The following is a 14,252-nucleotide window of genomic DNA, read 5'->3' as shown; positions in this document are numbered from 1 at the left end:
TATCAGTTTTGCTGTTCAAATTGGCGGTAAACTTTAACGGCACGATTGTGGTCGTTTAGATTACGACTAAAAGTATGCCCACCTTTACCATCTGCGACAAAGAATATGTAATCCGTTTTAGCCGGATGTGCGGCAGCCTTTAACGATGCAAGGCTCGGCATTGCAATCGGTGTTGGTGGCAAACCATCAATCTTATAAGTATTGTATGGTGTGTAATTATCTAAATCACTACGATAAATTTTACCACGATACTTTTCACCTAAACCATAGATGACTGTTGGGTCAGTTTGCAGACGCATATTTTTCTTTAGGCGATTAACAAACACCGAAGCGACTTGAGATCTTTCACTATCGATACCGGTTTCTTTCTCAATAATCGAAGCCATGATAAGCATTTCATAGGCATTTTTATAGGGTAAATCCCTATCACGCCCTTTCCACTCTTCATCAAGGCTACTTTGCATACGTTTATAGGCACGTTTCAAAATTTCAGCATCGGTTGTCCCTGCTGTGTATAAATAAGTGTCAGGATATAGCCACCCTTCTAAAGTGCCTTCCCCGTTAAAGCCAATGAGGGAATGCAGTTCAGTCGGGGTTAAGTTGGTAGTTTTAGGCTCTAAGTAAGGAGCGTCTCGTAAAATATTACCCCAATCACTTAAACGATTACCTTCGATAAAACGGATCGAAAACTGGGCTTCTTTTCCACTCACAATTAATTGTAATAGCTGTTCAACATTCATCCCCGGCTGCAAACGGTAAGTTCCCGCTTTTAGCTGAGCCAGTTCAGGTCGTAGTTTGAGTAACCATTGAAATTCATTCCCTTTTTCAAGAATGTTATCTTCAATAAGTAGCCCTTCAAACGCAACACGTCCAGTCCCCGCAGGCACCGTGAAGATTTTTTCTTGTGTGATGTTGATAGGCGTTTTGGCATAGTCCAATACTTGACGGTATTGCCAATAGACCGCAGCTGCGACAATAGCAGCCAAGGTAACGGCGATTAGAATGATTTTTTTGGCTAATTTCATTTATTGACCATTTCAATGCGTGTGTTGGTAATAATTAATTCATTTATAAAAACTAAATTTTGCAACGCAAAAATAAATACTCAAACAACTCGCGGGACGCAAATTGCAATGGTGGACACTGTTTATTCATTTGAATACTTTGTACTGGCAAAACAGGCATCAACGTATTACAAATGATCACTTCATCACAATGATTTAAAACATTAGCAAAGCGTTCGACCTGTTGAAGATGGTACTGGCTATCCTCTAACAGTGATATGATCTTTTGTCTCATTAATCCATTCACACCACTGTGAGATAAAATTGGGGTATACACAGTTTGCCCAACTCGCCAGAAAACATTCGCACTACAGCATTCAATAATAATGCCGTCGGTATCTAGCACAATCGCTTCATCTGCACCAAGTTCATCAACCTCTTGTCTAATAAGAACTTGTTCTAGGCGGTTGAGGTGTTTCATACCAGCTAACAATGGGTTACGAGCTAATGGAATTTGGCTAAGAACTAAGCGCGCTCCTTTGCACTGCAGTTGAACATAGTTATTTGTAAAGGGAGAAACGCTCACTATCACCGTCGGTGAAGTAAAACCTTTAGCACTATATCCCCGGCCTCCGACACCACGGCTCAGGATCACTTTAATCACAAACTCGTCTTGAGTTTGTTCTGTACAAATCTGCTTTAAGTGCTCTGCCAAGCTTTCCCAATCTGGCTGTGCAATTCTCAACCTCTGGCTATCATGTTTTAACCGAGCAATATGCTCATCTAGCATTTTAGCTTGCTGGTTAACACCGTGTATGGTCGTAAAGCAGCCGTCCCCAAAAGAGACTGCGCGATCGGTAACACTTATTTGCTGGCAAAGCTGCCCATTAACCCAATATGACATTGATATTACTTATAATAAAAGCTGATAAATCAGACAGTAATCAAGTGGGATCATCATAAACTAAAGCGAAGAACTGTGCAAAGAACTGAAAAAAATAAAGCCCTAGCCACAATTAAGTGACTAGGGCTAATTAATAACGGTAGTAAATTAATTACTCGCCGTGATAACGACGGAAAATTAATGAACCGTTGGTACCACCAAAACCAAATGAATTACACAGAGCAAACTCCATGTTGTCCACTTTACGGGCTTCACCTGGAACAAAATCCAGTTTGCACGCTTCATCTGGGTTATCCAGATTGATGGTTGGTGGAACAATTTGTTCGCGCAATGACAAAATGGTGAAGATTGACTCAATAGCACCCGCTGCACCAAGTAAGTGCCCCGTCATTGATTTAGTTGAGCTGACTAATACGTCAGTACCTTCACCAAATACATTAATAACCGCTTGCGCTTCTGCCAAATCACCAGCAGGGGTTGAAGTACCGTGAGCATTGATATACCCCACGTCACTCGCTTTAATTCCTGCGTCATTCAGTGCGTTTTCCATTGCAAGTGCTGCACCCGCACCATTTTCAGGTGGTGATGTCATATGATAAGCATCACTGCTCATCCCAAAACCTGCAATTTCTGCATAAATTTTTGCACCACGCGCTTTGGCATGTTCATATTCTTCAAGAATAATGATACCTGCGCCGTCTCCCAGAACAAAGCCATCACGGTCTTTATCCCATGGGCGACTTGCCGCCTGCGGGTCATCGTTACGTGTTGATAATGCTCTTGCTGCACCGAAACCAGCTACACCGAGTGGTGTTGTCGCTTTTTCAGCACCGCCTGCAACCATTACATCCGCGTCACCGTAAGCAATCATACGTGCAGCATGGCCAATATTATGCACACCTGATGTACAGGCGGTTGCAATTGAAATACTTGGGCCACGGAAACCGTACATAATACTTAAATGACCAGCCACCATATTAATGATGGTTGATGGTACGAAGAATGGGCTTACCTTACGAGGTCCACCGTGCAGTAATGACTCACAGTTGTCCTGAATTAAGCCTAACCCACCAATACCAGAACCAATCGCTGCACCAATTCGGGTAGCATTGGCTTCTGTTACTTCCAATCCAGCATCTTTGAAGGCTTGAAAGCCAGCCGCGATACCATATTGGATAAATGGATCCATTTTCTTTGCATCTTTACGGGAGATGCCAAATTCTTCGTAATTGAAATCTTTTACTAAGCCAGCAAATTTAGTTGCGTGGTTAGTAGTATCAAAATGATCGATTAGGCTGATACCACTCTGTCCGTCACAAACAGCTTTCCATGATGACTCAACTGTGTTGCCGACAGGAGATAACATGCCCAGTCCGGTTACGACTACACGACGCTTAGACACGTATTTCCTCCAAGGAGGGAAAAGTTACAAAAGAAACATAGGCGATCGAGTGATCGCCTAGATAAGTTTTCGTACAATTATTTAGATGCGTTCTCGACGTAGTCAATCGCAGCCTGTACTGTTGTGATCTTTTCAGCTTCTTCGTCAGGGATTTCGCAATCGAACTCTTCTTCCAGAGCCATAACCAGCTCAACTGTGTCAAGAGAATCAGCGCCCAAGTCATCAACAAATGAAGCTGTATTTACAACTTCTTCCTCTTTAACACCCAGTTGTTCAACGATGATTTTCTTAACGCGTTCTTCGATAGTGCTCATACTATTAAAATTCCTATCAAAACTCGCTTTCGCGATGGTTTTCGTAGTTTATGAAATACAGGAAAAGATACAACCCAATCCCGGCTGTTGGAACTATTATTTTGCATTATTTAGCGTTGGATAACATTAAAAATGCAAATAGTTCCATCATTTCTTTAGATCATGTACATGCCACCATTGACATGCAATGTTTCACCTGTGATGTAAGCAGCTTCATCAGAAGCTAAAAACGCTACAGCACTGGCAATTTCTTGTGCATCACCCAGTCTATCCGCAGGAACCTGAGATAAAATGCCTGCACGCTGTTCATCTGTCAATGCTTTAGTCATATCAGTTTCGATAAAACCAGGTGCAACGACGTTGACAGTAATACCACGAGAAGCGACTTCACGAGCCAATGATTTGCTAAAACCAATCAACCCTGCTTTCGCTGCTGCATAGTTAGTTTGCCCCGCATTTCCCATTACACCAACAACGGATGCAATTGAAATAATACGTCCACAACGTTTTTTCATCATGGCACGCAAAACGGATTTAGACAAACGGTAAACGGATGAAAGATTAGTGTCAATGATATCTTGCCATTCATCTTCTTTCATACGCATCAATAGGTTATCACGAGTGATACCTGCATTATTAATCAAAATATCAATTTCACCAAATTCTTCGCGGATTTTGGTCAAAGTTTCTTCGATTGATGCTGTATCAGTCACGTTTAACGCTAAACCTTTACCTTTACCATCAAGATAAGCGGTAATGGCTTCTGCGCCTTTTTCGCTGGTTGCTGTTCCGATAACAGTAGCACCGCGAGCAATTAGAGTTAAAGCAATCGCTTTACCAATTCCACGACTCGCGCCTGTTACCAGTGCAATTTTTCCTTCAAAGCTCATGTCGTCCTCAGCTATTTTCTAAAGCAGTGCTTAATGATACAGGATCATTGACTGCAACGGCAGTTAATTTAGAGACAATTCGCTTGGTAAGACCAGTCAATACTTTCCCTGGGCCTACTTCAATTAGATGTTCAACACCTTGATCTGCCATCAATTCTACTGTTTCCGTCCAGCGTACTGGATTATACAGTTGACGGACTAAAGCATCACGAATATTTTGTGCCGATTTCTCAATTTTAACATCAACATTGTTAATAACTGGATAGCCTGGCTCACAAAAATCAATTTTTTCTAACGCTTCGGCTAATTTATCAGCAGCTGGCTTCATTAATGCACAATGTGAAGGTACGCTAACGGATAATGGCAATGCACGTTTTGCACCCGCTTCTTTACATGCGACACCCGCACGTTCAACGGCCGCTTTTTCACCCGCAATCACAACTTGGCCCGGTGAATTAAAATTAACCGGTGAAACCACTTGACCTTGAGAGGCTTCTTGGCAGGCTTTTTCAATTGATTCGTTATCTAAACCAATGATGGCATACATTGCACCAGTGCCTTCAGGAACCGCTTCTTGCATGAGTTTCCCGCGCAATTCGACCAATTTAATCGCTTGTTTAAAGTCGATAACACCGGCACAAACTAAAGCTGAATACTCCCCAAGGCTGTGGCCTGCCATGATTGTAGGCATTACGCCATTTTTTTCTTTCCAAACACGGAAAATCGCCACAGACGCTGCTAATAAAGCAGGCTGTGTTTGCCATGTTTTATTTAATTCTTCTTCTGGCCCATTTTGTACTAACGCCCAGAGATCGTAACCCAATGCTTCCGATGCTTCAGCGAATGTTTGCTCAACCAACTGATTTTCTTCAGCCAGTGCCGCTAACATACCTAAAGACTGAGAACCCTGCCCGGGAAATACCATAGCAAATTGTGTCATGTCTATTTTCTCAGTTAATTAAAAACGAACCAATGCAGAGCCCCAAGTGAAACCACCACCGAAGGCTTCTAAAAGCACAAGTTGACCACGCTGAATACGGCCATCGCGCACCGCTTCATCCAACGCTGTAGGAACTGATGCTGCAGAAGTATTACCGTGACGGTCTAATGTGACAACGACTTTATCCATTGTCATATCTAATTTTTTTGCCGTCGCAGAAATAATTCTTAAATTTGCTTGATGTGGGACTAGCCAATCAAGTTCTTCTTTCGCAATGCCGCTCTGTGCTAATGTCTCATCAACAATATGAGCTAATTCGCGCACTGCAACCTTAAAGACTTCGTTACCTGTCATGGTTAAATATGCAGGGTCTTCAGAACAGCGGCTACGGTTAGGTAATGTGAGTAAATCCCCATAACGGCCATCGGCATGTAAATGTGTCGAAATAATACCCGGTTCTTCAGATTCACCAATAACAACAGCCCCTGCCGCATCACCAAATAAAATAATCGTGCCACGGTCTGCTGGGTCTAATGTTTTAGATAATGCATCGGCACCAATCACTAATGCTTTTTTGGTCATACCCGTTTTGACGAATTGATCAGCAATACTAATTGCATAGGTAAAACCTGCACATGCGGCTGCAACATCAAATGCGGCACAATCTTGAATGCCAAGCATTTGTTGGATTTGGCAAGCTGCACTAGGAAAAGCGTGAGTTGCTGATGTGGTTGCAACGATAATCAAGCCAATGTCAGTTGCATCAACTTGCGCCATGCTTAAAGCATTCTTCGCAGCATGAAACCCCATCACTGAGACACTTTCGTCTTCGTTGGCAATTCGTCTTTCATGTATGCCAGTGCGTGTCACAATCCATTCATCAGAAGTATCAACCATTTTTTCCAGATCAGCATTGGTACGTACTTGTGCTGGTAAGTAGCTGCCGGTTCCTAAGATTTTACTGTACATAGCCATAGGTTATTGATCACTCCTAGGTAAAACAATATTTAGTCGCGCTGTTATTCTTTCTGGGACTTGTTTTTCAACAGCTTGTACTGCGCGGTCAATAGCAGCTTTAAAAGCGCCTTCATTCGCTGCACCGTGACTCTTGATGACAATACCTTTTAATCCTAACAGAGTCGCACCGTTATACTGGTCGGGGTTCATGTCCCCAAAACGTTTCATTAAACGTTTTTTTAACCATTTTTTCGCTAGTTGCATAAACCAACTGCTTTTTTTATGTTGATCACCGGTCGATTTTATCAATGAAAGAATGACGCGTATTACGCCTTCCATCGTCTTCAATGAGACATTACCTGCGAAGCCGTCACACACTAACACATCGGTTTTACCTGTCAGTAACTCGTTACCTTCTACATAACCAATGTAGTTAATTGATGTCGTTTCTTTTAATACTGAGGCGGCTTCGCGGATATTATCCAACCCTTTACTCTCTTCTTCGCCAATATTCAGTAACGCAACTCTCGGTTTAGAAATGTTAACCACTTCCTCAGCCATCACGGAACCCATTACGGCAAATTGGACTAGCATATCACTACTACAGTTAACATTAGCGCCTAAATCTAGTACTACTGTTTGGCTTTTTTGCTGATTAGGTAAGATTGTCATTAGCGCTGGGCGCTCAATCCCCTCTATAGACTTTAGCATTAATTTCGCTAAGCCCATCAGCGCACCCGTATTCCCTGCACTCACGCACGCTTGTGCCTGCCCTGTCTTCACTAACTCTAAGGCCACTCGCATCGATGTTCCTTTACTTTGCCTTATCGCGTTTGATGGTTTTGCATCGTTTGCGATAATGCCGTCTGCAGGAATAATTTCGACACGCGAAATTTGCTCAGCACTTTGATGTGCAAGCAAAGGTTGAATGGCTTCGGGTTGACCGACAAGCAGTAATTTGAGTGCTGGATTAGATGCCAGTGCCTGCAATGCAGCAGGCACCGTGACGCGGGGACCAACATCCCCGCCCATAGCATCTAACGCAATGGTTAGATTAGCCAAGGTAACAACAAATTACTTGTTGATAACCTTACGGCCACGGTAGTAACCATCTGCAGTCACATGGTGACGCAGGTGAGTTTCACCGGAAGTTTTATCTACAGAAACTAGGGTTGCAGTCAGTGCATCATGTGAACGACGCATACCGCGTTTTGAACGAGTTGGTTTATTCTGTTGTACGGCCATTGACCTTACTCCTTAAGTACTTTTCTTTAAACTGGCTAATACGGCAAATGGGTTTGGTTTTTCTGCCTCAGGAGGCAGTTCACCATACACCATGTCCGCTACGGACACTTCACAGTGTTCAGAATCATGAACCGGAACCACTGGTAAGGATAGAATTATTTCATCTTCTATCATTCCCAGCAAATCTATTTCACCAAATTCATCAATTTGAATCGGTTCGTAGAGCTCCGGTAATGCTTCGGCCTTTTCGTCATTGACGACAGGACTAAAACAATACGATACGTAGGCATGATGCTTGAAATTTTTCCCGCAACGTTGGCATTGGAGGGTGAGATCCACATCGGATTTCCCTTCGATAACCGTGAGTCGTTGTTTATCAATATTAAATGATAATTCGGTTTCTACATCACTGTCTACACTGACTACTGATTCGGCAATTCGTGTAACTTGCTCAGATGTATAACTCCCAACATAGTCGAGGTTTTTCTGAGCTGCACGCTGCGCATCGATAGTCAGGGGTAATTTTACCTTTTGCATAAGGCGCGCATATTAACTTTGTAATGAGCTATAGTCAAAGAAAAAGGCGGGGTAAACTCGCCTTTTCACCAAAAAACCGTAGGTTTTACGTTTTATAGTTTAAAATGAGTTAACCCTTTTGGCTACGAGTTTCGAGAAAAATCATGAAATCGATTATTTTGGCGTCAACTTCGACATACCGACAAGCCCTATTAAAAAAGTTGGGATTACCTTTTTTAGCAGCGGCACCCAATATTGATGAGTTCCCTATACTAAATGAGTCAGCTCAAGCTTTAGTCATGCGTTTATCTCATGCAAAGGCTAGCGCGCTCTCTGCTCAATACCCTCAGCATCTGGTAATTGGTTCTGATCAAGTTTGTGTTATTGATAATAAAATTATGGGAAAACCACATAATTTTGATAATGCGTTTCAACAACTTCAATCTGCGTCAGGAAATAAGGTTACTTTTTATACTGGCTTATGTTTGCTTGATACTGAAACAGGTAAGTTTAATGTTGAGTGTGAACTATTTCATGTTCATTTCAGGCAATTATCTGATGAGGAAATCACTAATTACTTACTCAAAGATGAGCCTTATCAATGTGCTGGAAGTTTTAAATCAGAGGGGTTAGGGATCAGTTTATTTGAACGTTTAGAAGGACGTGACCCTAATACATTAGTTGGGCTTCCACTTATCTTATTACTCGAGATGTTACGTCAACACCAAGTCAACCCATTACTTAGTCTCTAACTATTTATACTGGCAGGAAAAACCTGCCAGTTAATTAAATGGCTTACTTTTCTGCTTTACGGCTACGCAGTATTTTTAGGCAGTGATTCAACTGGCTATCTAATGGAGCGTGCAACCGCATCTCTTCACCCGTTTTAGGATGCGTAAATTTCAGTGCGCTCGCATGCAAAAATAAACGATTCAAACCTGTTCCTGCCAGTTGGCTATCAAATTGTTTGTCACCGTAACGGTCATCAAACGCAATTGGATGCCCTGCATAGAGGGTATGTACACGAATTTGATGGGTACGTCCTGTGACGGGGCTCGCTTTTACTAAGGTTGCATTATCAAAACGTTCTTCCACTTTAAAGCGCGTCTCTGATGGTTTTCCTTCGCTACTCACTTTTACAACGCGCTCACCACTTTGTAGAATATTTTTGAGTAAAGGCGCTTGGACAACTTTCATATGTGACTGCCAGTTGCCTCTTACCAATGCTAAATAATCTTTTTGCATTTGTTTCAGACGCAATTGTTCATGTAGCGCCCGAAGTGCTGAGCGTTTTTTAGCCACCAATAAAATGCCTGATGTGTCTCTATCAAGACGATGAACCAATTCAAGAAAACGCGCTTCTGGGCGTAATGCTCTCAAGCCTTCGATAACACCAAAGCTTAAACCGCTTCCCCCATGAACGGCTGTACCAGACGGTTTATTCAGCACTAAGAGAACGTCATCTTCAAATAAAATGCAATTCGCTAATGCTGCGACCTTATCCAGCTTAGCAGAAACCGGGGCTGTTTCACGCTCAGCAACCCGAACAGGTGGAACGCGGACTTGGTCCCCTTCTGCCAATTTATATTCAGGCTTTATCCGCCCCTTGTTAACACGCACTTCCCCTTTGCGGATAATGCGATAAATCATACTTTTTGGGACACCCTTTAGTTTAGTGAGCAAAAAGTTATCGATACGTTGCCCAGCTTCGTCATCGCTGATGTCAATAAATTGAACTTGATTTTGTGTATTCATTCGGGAATGCGTTAACTCTAATTGATTAAAATATGCTCTTATTCGCTTTCACTATCATACCGACTCCACAAAATTTTTTATCTTTTTTTTTAATTTGGTTATTTTCTGCATGATTTATCCTATTTCTAAATAAAATTTCCATATAACTTCCGTATCCACTTGCTATAATGGCTATGGCAATGGAATAATATGAAGTTGCTGAGATGTTTAAAAAACGAAAGTTAACGTTTTATAGGATTTCTTATTTGATGGCGTAACAATGCAGCAATGGCGTAAGACATTTAGCAACATCAAATAAATTAGCGAGCAACGAATTTTGGCTTATTGGGTTAGGAACTTCCGTTTTCTTTAATAACTTACGGCATCCTGATTAAGAACGCTGAATTTTTAATCTAAAAATCAGGTTCACCGAATACTGCGCGTCTCTATACGAACGACTGCCGCGAGGCAGACGGTTTTGTAAAAATCACGAGGCCATCGGTTTACAGTAGCTCTTTCTTTCGCTGCTCTTATTTAAAAGAAAATAATGAGTAAGTAATAACATGAAAAGAATGCTAATAAACGCAACTCAACAGGAAGAGTTGCGTGTTGCCCTTGTTGACGGGCAACGCCTCTATGATTTGGATATTGAAAGTCCCGGTCATGAGCAAAAAAAGGCCAATATCTACAAAGGTAAAATCACCCGTATTGAACCTAGTCTTGAAGCCGCTTTTGTTGATTACGGCGCTGAAAGACACGGTTTCCTTCCTATCAAAGAAATCGCTCGTGAATACTTCCCAAGTAACTATCACTCTCAAGGCCGTCCTAACATTAAAGATGTGTTAAAAGAAGGCCAAGAAGTTATTGTTCAAGTGGATAAAGAAGAGCGTGGTAATAAAGGTGCTGCGTTAACGACCTTCATTAGCTTGGCAGGAAGTTACCTCGTTTTAATGCCTAATAACCCACGTGCGGGTGGTATTTCACGCCGTATTGAAGGCGAAGACCGAACGGAATTAAAAGAGGCGCTGTCTTCTTTAGAAATCCCTGATGGCATGGGGTTAATCGTTCGCACCGCAGGTGTAGGTAAATCGGCAGAATCACTGCAACAAGATTTACTCTACCGTTTACGTCATTGGGAAGCTATTCAAAAAGCGGCTGAAAATCGCCCTGCACCGTTCCTAATTCACCAAGAAAGTAACGTTATTGTTCGTGCATTCCGCGATTACCTACGCCCAGATATTGGTGAGATCCTGATCGACAACCCGAAAGTTGTCGAAATGGCTCGTAACCATATCGAAGCTATTGGTCGTGGTGATTTTGCAAGTAAAATCAAACACTACAGTGGTGATGTTCCACTCTTTAGTCACTACCAAATTGAATCACAAATCGAATCTGCGTTCCAACGTGAAGTTCGCTTACCGTCTGGCGGTGCATTAGTTATTGATACCACTGAAGCGTTAACTGCTATCGACATCAACTCTTCACGCTCAACACGTGGTGGTGATATCGAAGAAACGGCGTTCAATACTAACTTAGAAGCAGCCGATGAAATTGCTCGTCAATTACGTCTACGTGACTTAGGTGGTTTGATTGTTATCGACTTTATCGATATGACGCCAGTTAGGCATCAACGTGAAGTTGAAAACCGCTTACGTGAAGCTGTGCGCCAAGACCGTGCTCGCATTCAAATTGCACGTATCTCTCGTTTTGGTTTATTAGAGATGTCACGTCAACGCTTGAGCCCTTCTTTAGGTGAATCAAGCCACCACGTATGCCCTCGCTGTACAGGAACGGGAACCATTCGTGACAACGAATCACTTTCTCTGTCTGTTCTTCGCCTTATTGAAGAAGAAGCGCTGAAAGAAAATACCCATGAGGTACATGCGATTGTTCCCGTACAAATTGCATCTTACCTATTGAATGAAAAACGCAAAGCGGTCAGCGATATCGAACAACGCCAAAGCCATGTTCGTGTTGTAGTTGTTCCTAATGACCAAATGCAAACTCCTCACTTCCACGTGATCCGTATCCGTAAAGGTGAAGAGGTAAATACTCTAAGCTATAACTTAGCTCAATATCACGAGACAGAAACTTTAACGCAAAGTGATGAAACTGCTGCTGAGCGTAAAGTACCTGAGCAACCTGCAATTTCTGCTTTTGCACTGCAAGAGCCTGTTGATGCATCTACAACTGTTAAGTTAAAAGAAGCCTCTACAAAAGCGCCGGTTAAACCAGCAACAGCAGAACCAGCAAAACCAGGTTTATTTAGCAAAATTGCTGCTTTCTTCAAGAACCTATTCGGTGAAGAAGAAAAAGTGGTAGAGAAGCCTGCACCAAAAAATCGCCATAATAATGATCGTCGTCGGAACAATGATCGTCGCAATAATAATCGCCGTAATAATAATCGTCGTGACCGCGATGATAATGAAACACGCGACAATCGTGACAATCGTGATAACCGCGACAATCGCAATAACCGCAATGCCTCATCGGATGATGCGAATAATCGTAATAAAGGCCGTAATAATAAGAATACGAGCCAACAAGACGAACAAACAACTGAGACTAACAATCGTGACAACCAGCAGCAACGTCGCGAGCAACGGACTGAGCGTCGCCGTCGCCAAGATGAAAAACGTCAACAGCAGGTGGCTAAAACCCAGCAAGATTCTCAGCAAAATAATGTTGAAGATGCAGTGGAAAAGGAAGAACAACAACGTCCTGTTGCCCCTCGTCGTCAACGTCGTCAATTAGAGCAAAAAATTCGTGTTACTGATAACGAGCAGGTTATTGCTCCAGTTGAAACGACACCTGAAATAACGCCTGCGCCAATTACTGCATTGCCTGCACCAATTGCCCCAGTGAGCCAAACTGAAGGTGAAGTACAAGCAGAAGAGCGTCAAAGCGCTGTGGCACAAACTGATGACGAAGAAAAGCAAGACACCATCATTCCACGTCGTTCACGTCGTTCACCACGTCATTTACGTGTCAGTGGGCAACGTCGTCGTCGCTACCGTGATGAACGTCATTTAACAAAATCACCAATGCCATTAGTTGCTGCAGTTGCCTCACCTGAGCTCGCATCTGGCAAAGTATTTATTCATTACCCGATTGCCCAGTCTCAGCAAGAGAGCATGGCAATCATCACTAATGAAGAAATGCTTGAACAACAAAGTGTTAATGAAGCTTCTGTAACTGAAACTGCAAATGTTACCGCGTCACAAAGTCATGTGACTGTTGCCCCTGTCGTCGCTGAAGACGTTAAACTCGAGTCTCAGGACACGACTGTAGAAACTTCTTTAGTTAACGAACCAACCGCTGTCGAGCACATTGTTGAACCAGCTCCAGTTATTGTCGAAGAGAAAACTGGTGTTTCGCAAGAAGTTGAAACCGTCGAAGCTGTAAAAGAAACTGTAGCAATAGTGGCTGACGTTATTGAGCCACAGGTTGAAATAGCTCAAACAGAAGTGGCTGAAAGCGTTACTATCGCGGACGAACAAACGGCGCCCGTTATTGTTAATGAAAAGGTCAATGACGTGGTTGAAGAAGTACAGCATGCTGAAGTCGCTGTCACTACATCAGTTGAGGTTGCCCGTATCGAGGAAGTTATCGAACCTGTTGCAGCGGTTGAGCCTGCTGCGGTAGCAAGCAGCCCAGCGGTCAGCTTACACAAACGCCATGCTTATTCTCCAATGACAAAAGCGCCAGCACCTACAACTGCCGCTGCACCATTTGAGATAACAGAGTATCAGCGTGAAGCCTCTACCTTTGAAGGTAAAGGTGGCGCAGGTGGCCATGTTGCTTCAAACGTCGCAACCTCTGCAATGGCAAAACCATCTAGTCACTAAAACTTAATAGTTTTAAAACACCGAAGCCTTGATAGGAAACTATCAAGGCTTTTTTATTACAATATAATTTAAAAATTTCATCACCTCGTCGTTTTTTTACATTGTATTCTCACCCAATTCATGTTTATATTACTGTGTTTTTGTACAGTTTATTTATAAAGAAAAGGGAAATCCATGTTAAAAGTCATTGCGGAAGATTTTATTAAAACTGAGGCGATTGAAATAGTTATGCCACTATATCGTGAATTAGTCGCTGCAACCAAACAAGAACCATTGTGTATCAGTTACGACCTTTACGTTGACCAAAAAGATCCGGGGCACTTTATTTTTATCGAGGAGTGGCCGAATCAAGAAGCGCTAGATATTCACTGTGCCAGCGAACATTTTCAGCGCCTTGTTCCGCTCATAAATAGCTATAAGCGGTCGGACCCTATTATCAAACTGATGAATGGTGCGTTTGAATAAGCGCATTAGTTAAACGAGATCCTAGGAGCATAT

The 14,252-nt window shown here is 42.5% G+C and carries 14 protein-coding genes; 3 read left to right on the top strand and 11 right to left on the bottom strand.

From position 1 onward, the window contains the following. Positions 1-2: 2 nt before the first annotated feature. From mltG to yceD, 10 genes are all read right to left on the bottom strand, one after another. On the bottom strand, positions 3-1,025 hold the full coding sequence (gene mltG / locus PR809_RS16470) for an endolytic transglycosylase MltG (protein WP_206276795.1): 1,023 nt from the start codon (positions 1,023-1,025) through the stop codon (positions 3-5). A gap of 52 nt (positions 1,026-1,077) precedes the next feature. After that, complete coding sequence (gene pabC / locus PR809_RS16465) at positions 1,078-1,908, bottom strand: aminodeoxychorismate lyase (RefSeq protein WP_195697340.1); 831 nt, start codon at positions 1,906-1,908, stop codon at positions 1,078-1,080. A 151-nt stretch (positions 1,909-2,059) separates the two neighbouring features. After that, the gene (gene fabF / locus PR809_RS16460) at positions 2,060-3,310 is read right to left on the bottom strand and encodes a beta-ketoacyl-ACP synthase II (RefSeq protein WP_102137723.1); all 1,251 of its coding nucleotides are present in this window, start codon (positions 3,308-3,310) and stop codon (positions 2,060-2,062) included. Positions 3,311-3,387: 77 nt separating this feature from the next. After that, positions 3,388-3,624 carry an acyl carrier protein gene (acpP, locus tag PR809_RS16455; RefSeq protein ID WP_004253236.1) on the bottom strand — a complete coding sequence of 79 codons (237 nt, stop codon included), beginning with the start codon at positions 3,622-3,624 and terminating at the stop codon, positions 3,388-3,390. Between the two features lie 155 nt (positions 3,625-3,779). Continuing rightward, positions 3,780-4,514, bottom strand: coding sequence for a 3-oxoacyl-ACP reductase FabG (fabG, locus tag PR809_RS16450; RefSeq protein WP_102137722.1), 735 nt, complete (start codon positions 4,512-4,514; stop codon positions 3,780-3,782). A gap of 7 nt (positions 4,515-4,521) precedes the next feature. Then, positions 4,522-5,454 carry an ACP S-malonyltransferase gene (gene fabD, locus PR809_RS16445; RefSeq protein ID WP_102137721.1) on the bottom strand — a complete coding sequence of 311 codons (933 nt, stop codon included), beginning with the start codon at positions 5,452-5,454 and terminating at the stop codon, positions 4,522-4,524. A gap of 18 nt (positions 5,455-5,472) precedes the next feature. Beyond that, positions 5,473-6,423 (bottom strand): beta-ketoacyl-ACP synthase III, encoded by a 951-nt coding sequence (locus PR809_RS16440; RefSeq protein ID WP_102137805.1) that lies wholly within the window; start codon positions 6,421-6,423, stop codon positions 5,473-5,475. A 9-nt stretch (positions 6,424-6,432) separates the two neighbouring features. Then, positions 6,433-7,473, bottom strand: coding sequence for a phosphate acyltransferase PlsX (gene plsX, locus PR809_RS16435; RefSeq protein WP_102137720.1), 1,041 nt, complete (start codon positions 7,471-7,473; stop codon positions 6,433-6,435). Positions 7,474-7,485: 12 nt separating this feature from the next. Then, on the bottom strand, positions 7,486-7,656 hold the full coding sequence (gene rpmF / locus PR809_RS16430; protein ID WP_004253223.1) for a 50S ribosomal protein L32: 171 nt from the start codon (positions 7,654-7,656) through the stop codon (positions 7,486-7,488). A 12-nt stretch (positions 7,657-7,668) separates the two neighbouring features. Beyond that, on the bottom strand, positions 7,669-8,193 hold the full coding sequence (yceD, locus tag PR809_RS16425) for a 23S rRNA accumulation protein YceD (protein WP_102137719.1): 525 nt from the start codon (positions 8,191-8,193) through the stop codon (positions 7,669-7,671). A 143-nt stretch (positions 8,194-8,336) separates the two neighbouring features. Here yceD and PR809_RS16420 point away from each other — a divergent pair, with 143 nt between their 5' ends. Further along, complete coding sequence (locus PR809_RS16420) at positions 8,337-8,924, top strand: Maf family protein (RefSeq protein WP_206276796.1); 588 nt, start codon at positions 8,337-8,339, stop codon at positions 8,922-8,924. Positions 8,925-8,967: 43 nt separating this feature from the next. On the opposite strand, the gene rluC is transcribed toward PR809_RS16420, so the two are convergent. Beyond that, a complete protein-coding gene (gene rluC, locus PR809_RS16415) occupies positions 8,968-9,927 on the bottom strand; it encodes a 23S rRNA pseudouridine(955/2504/2580) synthase RluC (protein ID WP_206276797.1) in 960 nt (319 codons plus the stop codon). A gap of 542 nt (positions 9,928-10,469) precedes the next feature. Between rluC and rne the strand changes: the two genes are divergently transcribed. Beyond that, positions 10,470-13,754, top strand: a complete 3,285-nt coding sequence (rne, locus tag PR809_RS16410; RefSeq protein WP_206276798.1) for a ribonuclease E — start codon at positions 10,470-10,472, stop codon at positions 13,752-13,754. A gap of 174 nt (positions 13,755-13,928) precedes the next feature. Next, positions 13,929-14,219 carry a putative quinol monooxygenase gene (locus PR809_RS16405; RefSeq protein ID WP_102137715.1) on the top strand — a complete coding sequence of 97 codons (291 nt, stop codon included), beginning with the start codon at positions 13,929-13,931 and terminating at the stop codon, positions 14,217-14,219. The last annotated feature ends 33 nt before the right edge of the window (positions 14,220-14,252 follow it).

The organism is Providencia sp. PROV201, from assembly GCF_028479545.1.
GTDB classification, from domain to species: domain Bacteria; phylum Pseudomonadota; class Gammaproteobacteria; order Enterobacterales; family Enterobacteriaceae; genus Providencia; species Providencia huaxiensis.
The sequence above is the reverse complement of the archived record's forward strand: the minus strand, read 5'-3'. Positions and strand labels throughout refer to the sequence as shown.

Excerpts from the sequence above, each read along its gene's own strand:
- mltG (WP_206276795.1), bottom strand. The coding sequence starts at position 1,025 with ATGAAATTAGCCAAAAAAATCATTCTAATCGCCGTTACCTTGGCTGCT.
- pabC (WP_195697340.1), bottom strand. The coding sequence starts at position 1,908 with ATGTCATATTGGGTTAATGGGCAGCTTTGCCAGCAAATAAGTGTTACC.
- acpP (WP_004253236.1), bottom strand. The coding sequence starts at position 3,624 with ATGAGCACTATCGAAGAACGCGTTAAGAAAATCATCGTTGAACAACTG.
- fabG (WP_102137722.1), bottom strand. The coding sequence starts at position 4,514 with ATGAGCTTTGAAGGAAAAATTGCACTGGTAACAGGCGCGAGTCGTGGA.
- fabD (WP_102137721.1), bottom strand. The coding sequence starts at position 5,454 with ATGACACAATTTGCTATGGTATTTCCCGGGCAGGGTTCTCAGTCTTTA.
- PR809_RS16440 (WP_102137805.1), bottom strand. The coding sequence starts at position 6,423 with ATGTACAGTAAAATCTTAGGAACCGGCAGCTACTTACCAGCACAAGTA.
- rpmF (WP_004253223.1), bottom strand. The coding sequence starts at position 7,656 with ATGGCCGTACAACAGAATAAACCAACTCGTTCAAAACGCGGTATGCGT.
- yceD (WP_102137719.1), bottom strand. The coding sequence starts at position 8,193 with ATGCAAAAGGTAAAATTACCCCTGACTATCGATGCGCAGCGTGCAGCT.
- PR809_RS16420 (WP_206276796.1), top strand. The coding sequence starts at position 8,337 with ATGAAATCGATTATTTTGGCGTCAACTTCGACATACCGACAAGCCCTA.
- rluC (WP_206276797.1), bottom strand. The coding sequence starts at position 9,927 with ATGAATACACAAAATCAAGTTCAATTTATTGACATCAGCGATGACGAA.
- rne (WP_206276798.1), top strand. The coding sequence starts at position 10,470 with ATGAAAAGAATGCTAATAAACGCAACTCAACAGGAAGAGTTGCGTGTT.
- PR809_RS16405 (WP_102137715.1), top strand. The coding sequence starts at position 13,929 with ATGTTAAAAGTCATTGCGGAAGATTTTATTAAAACTGAGGCGATTGAA.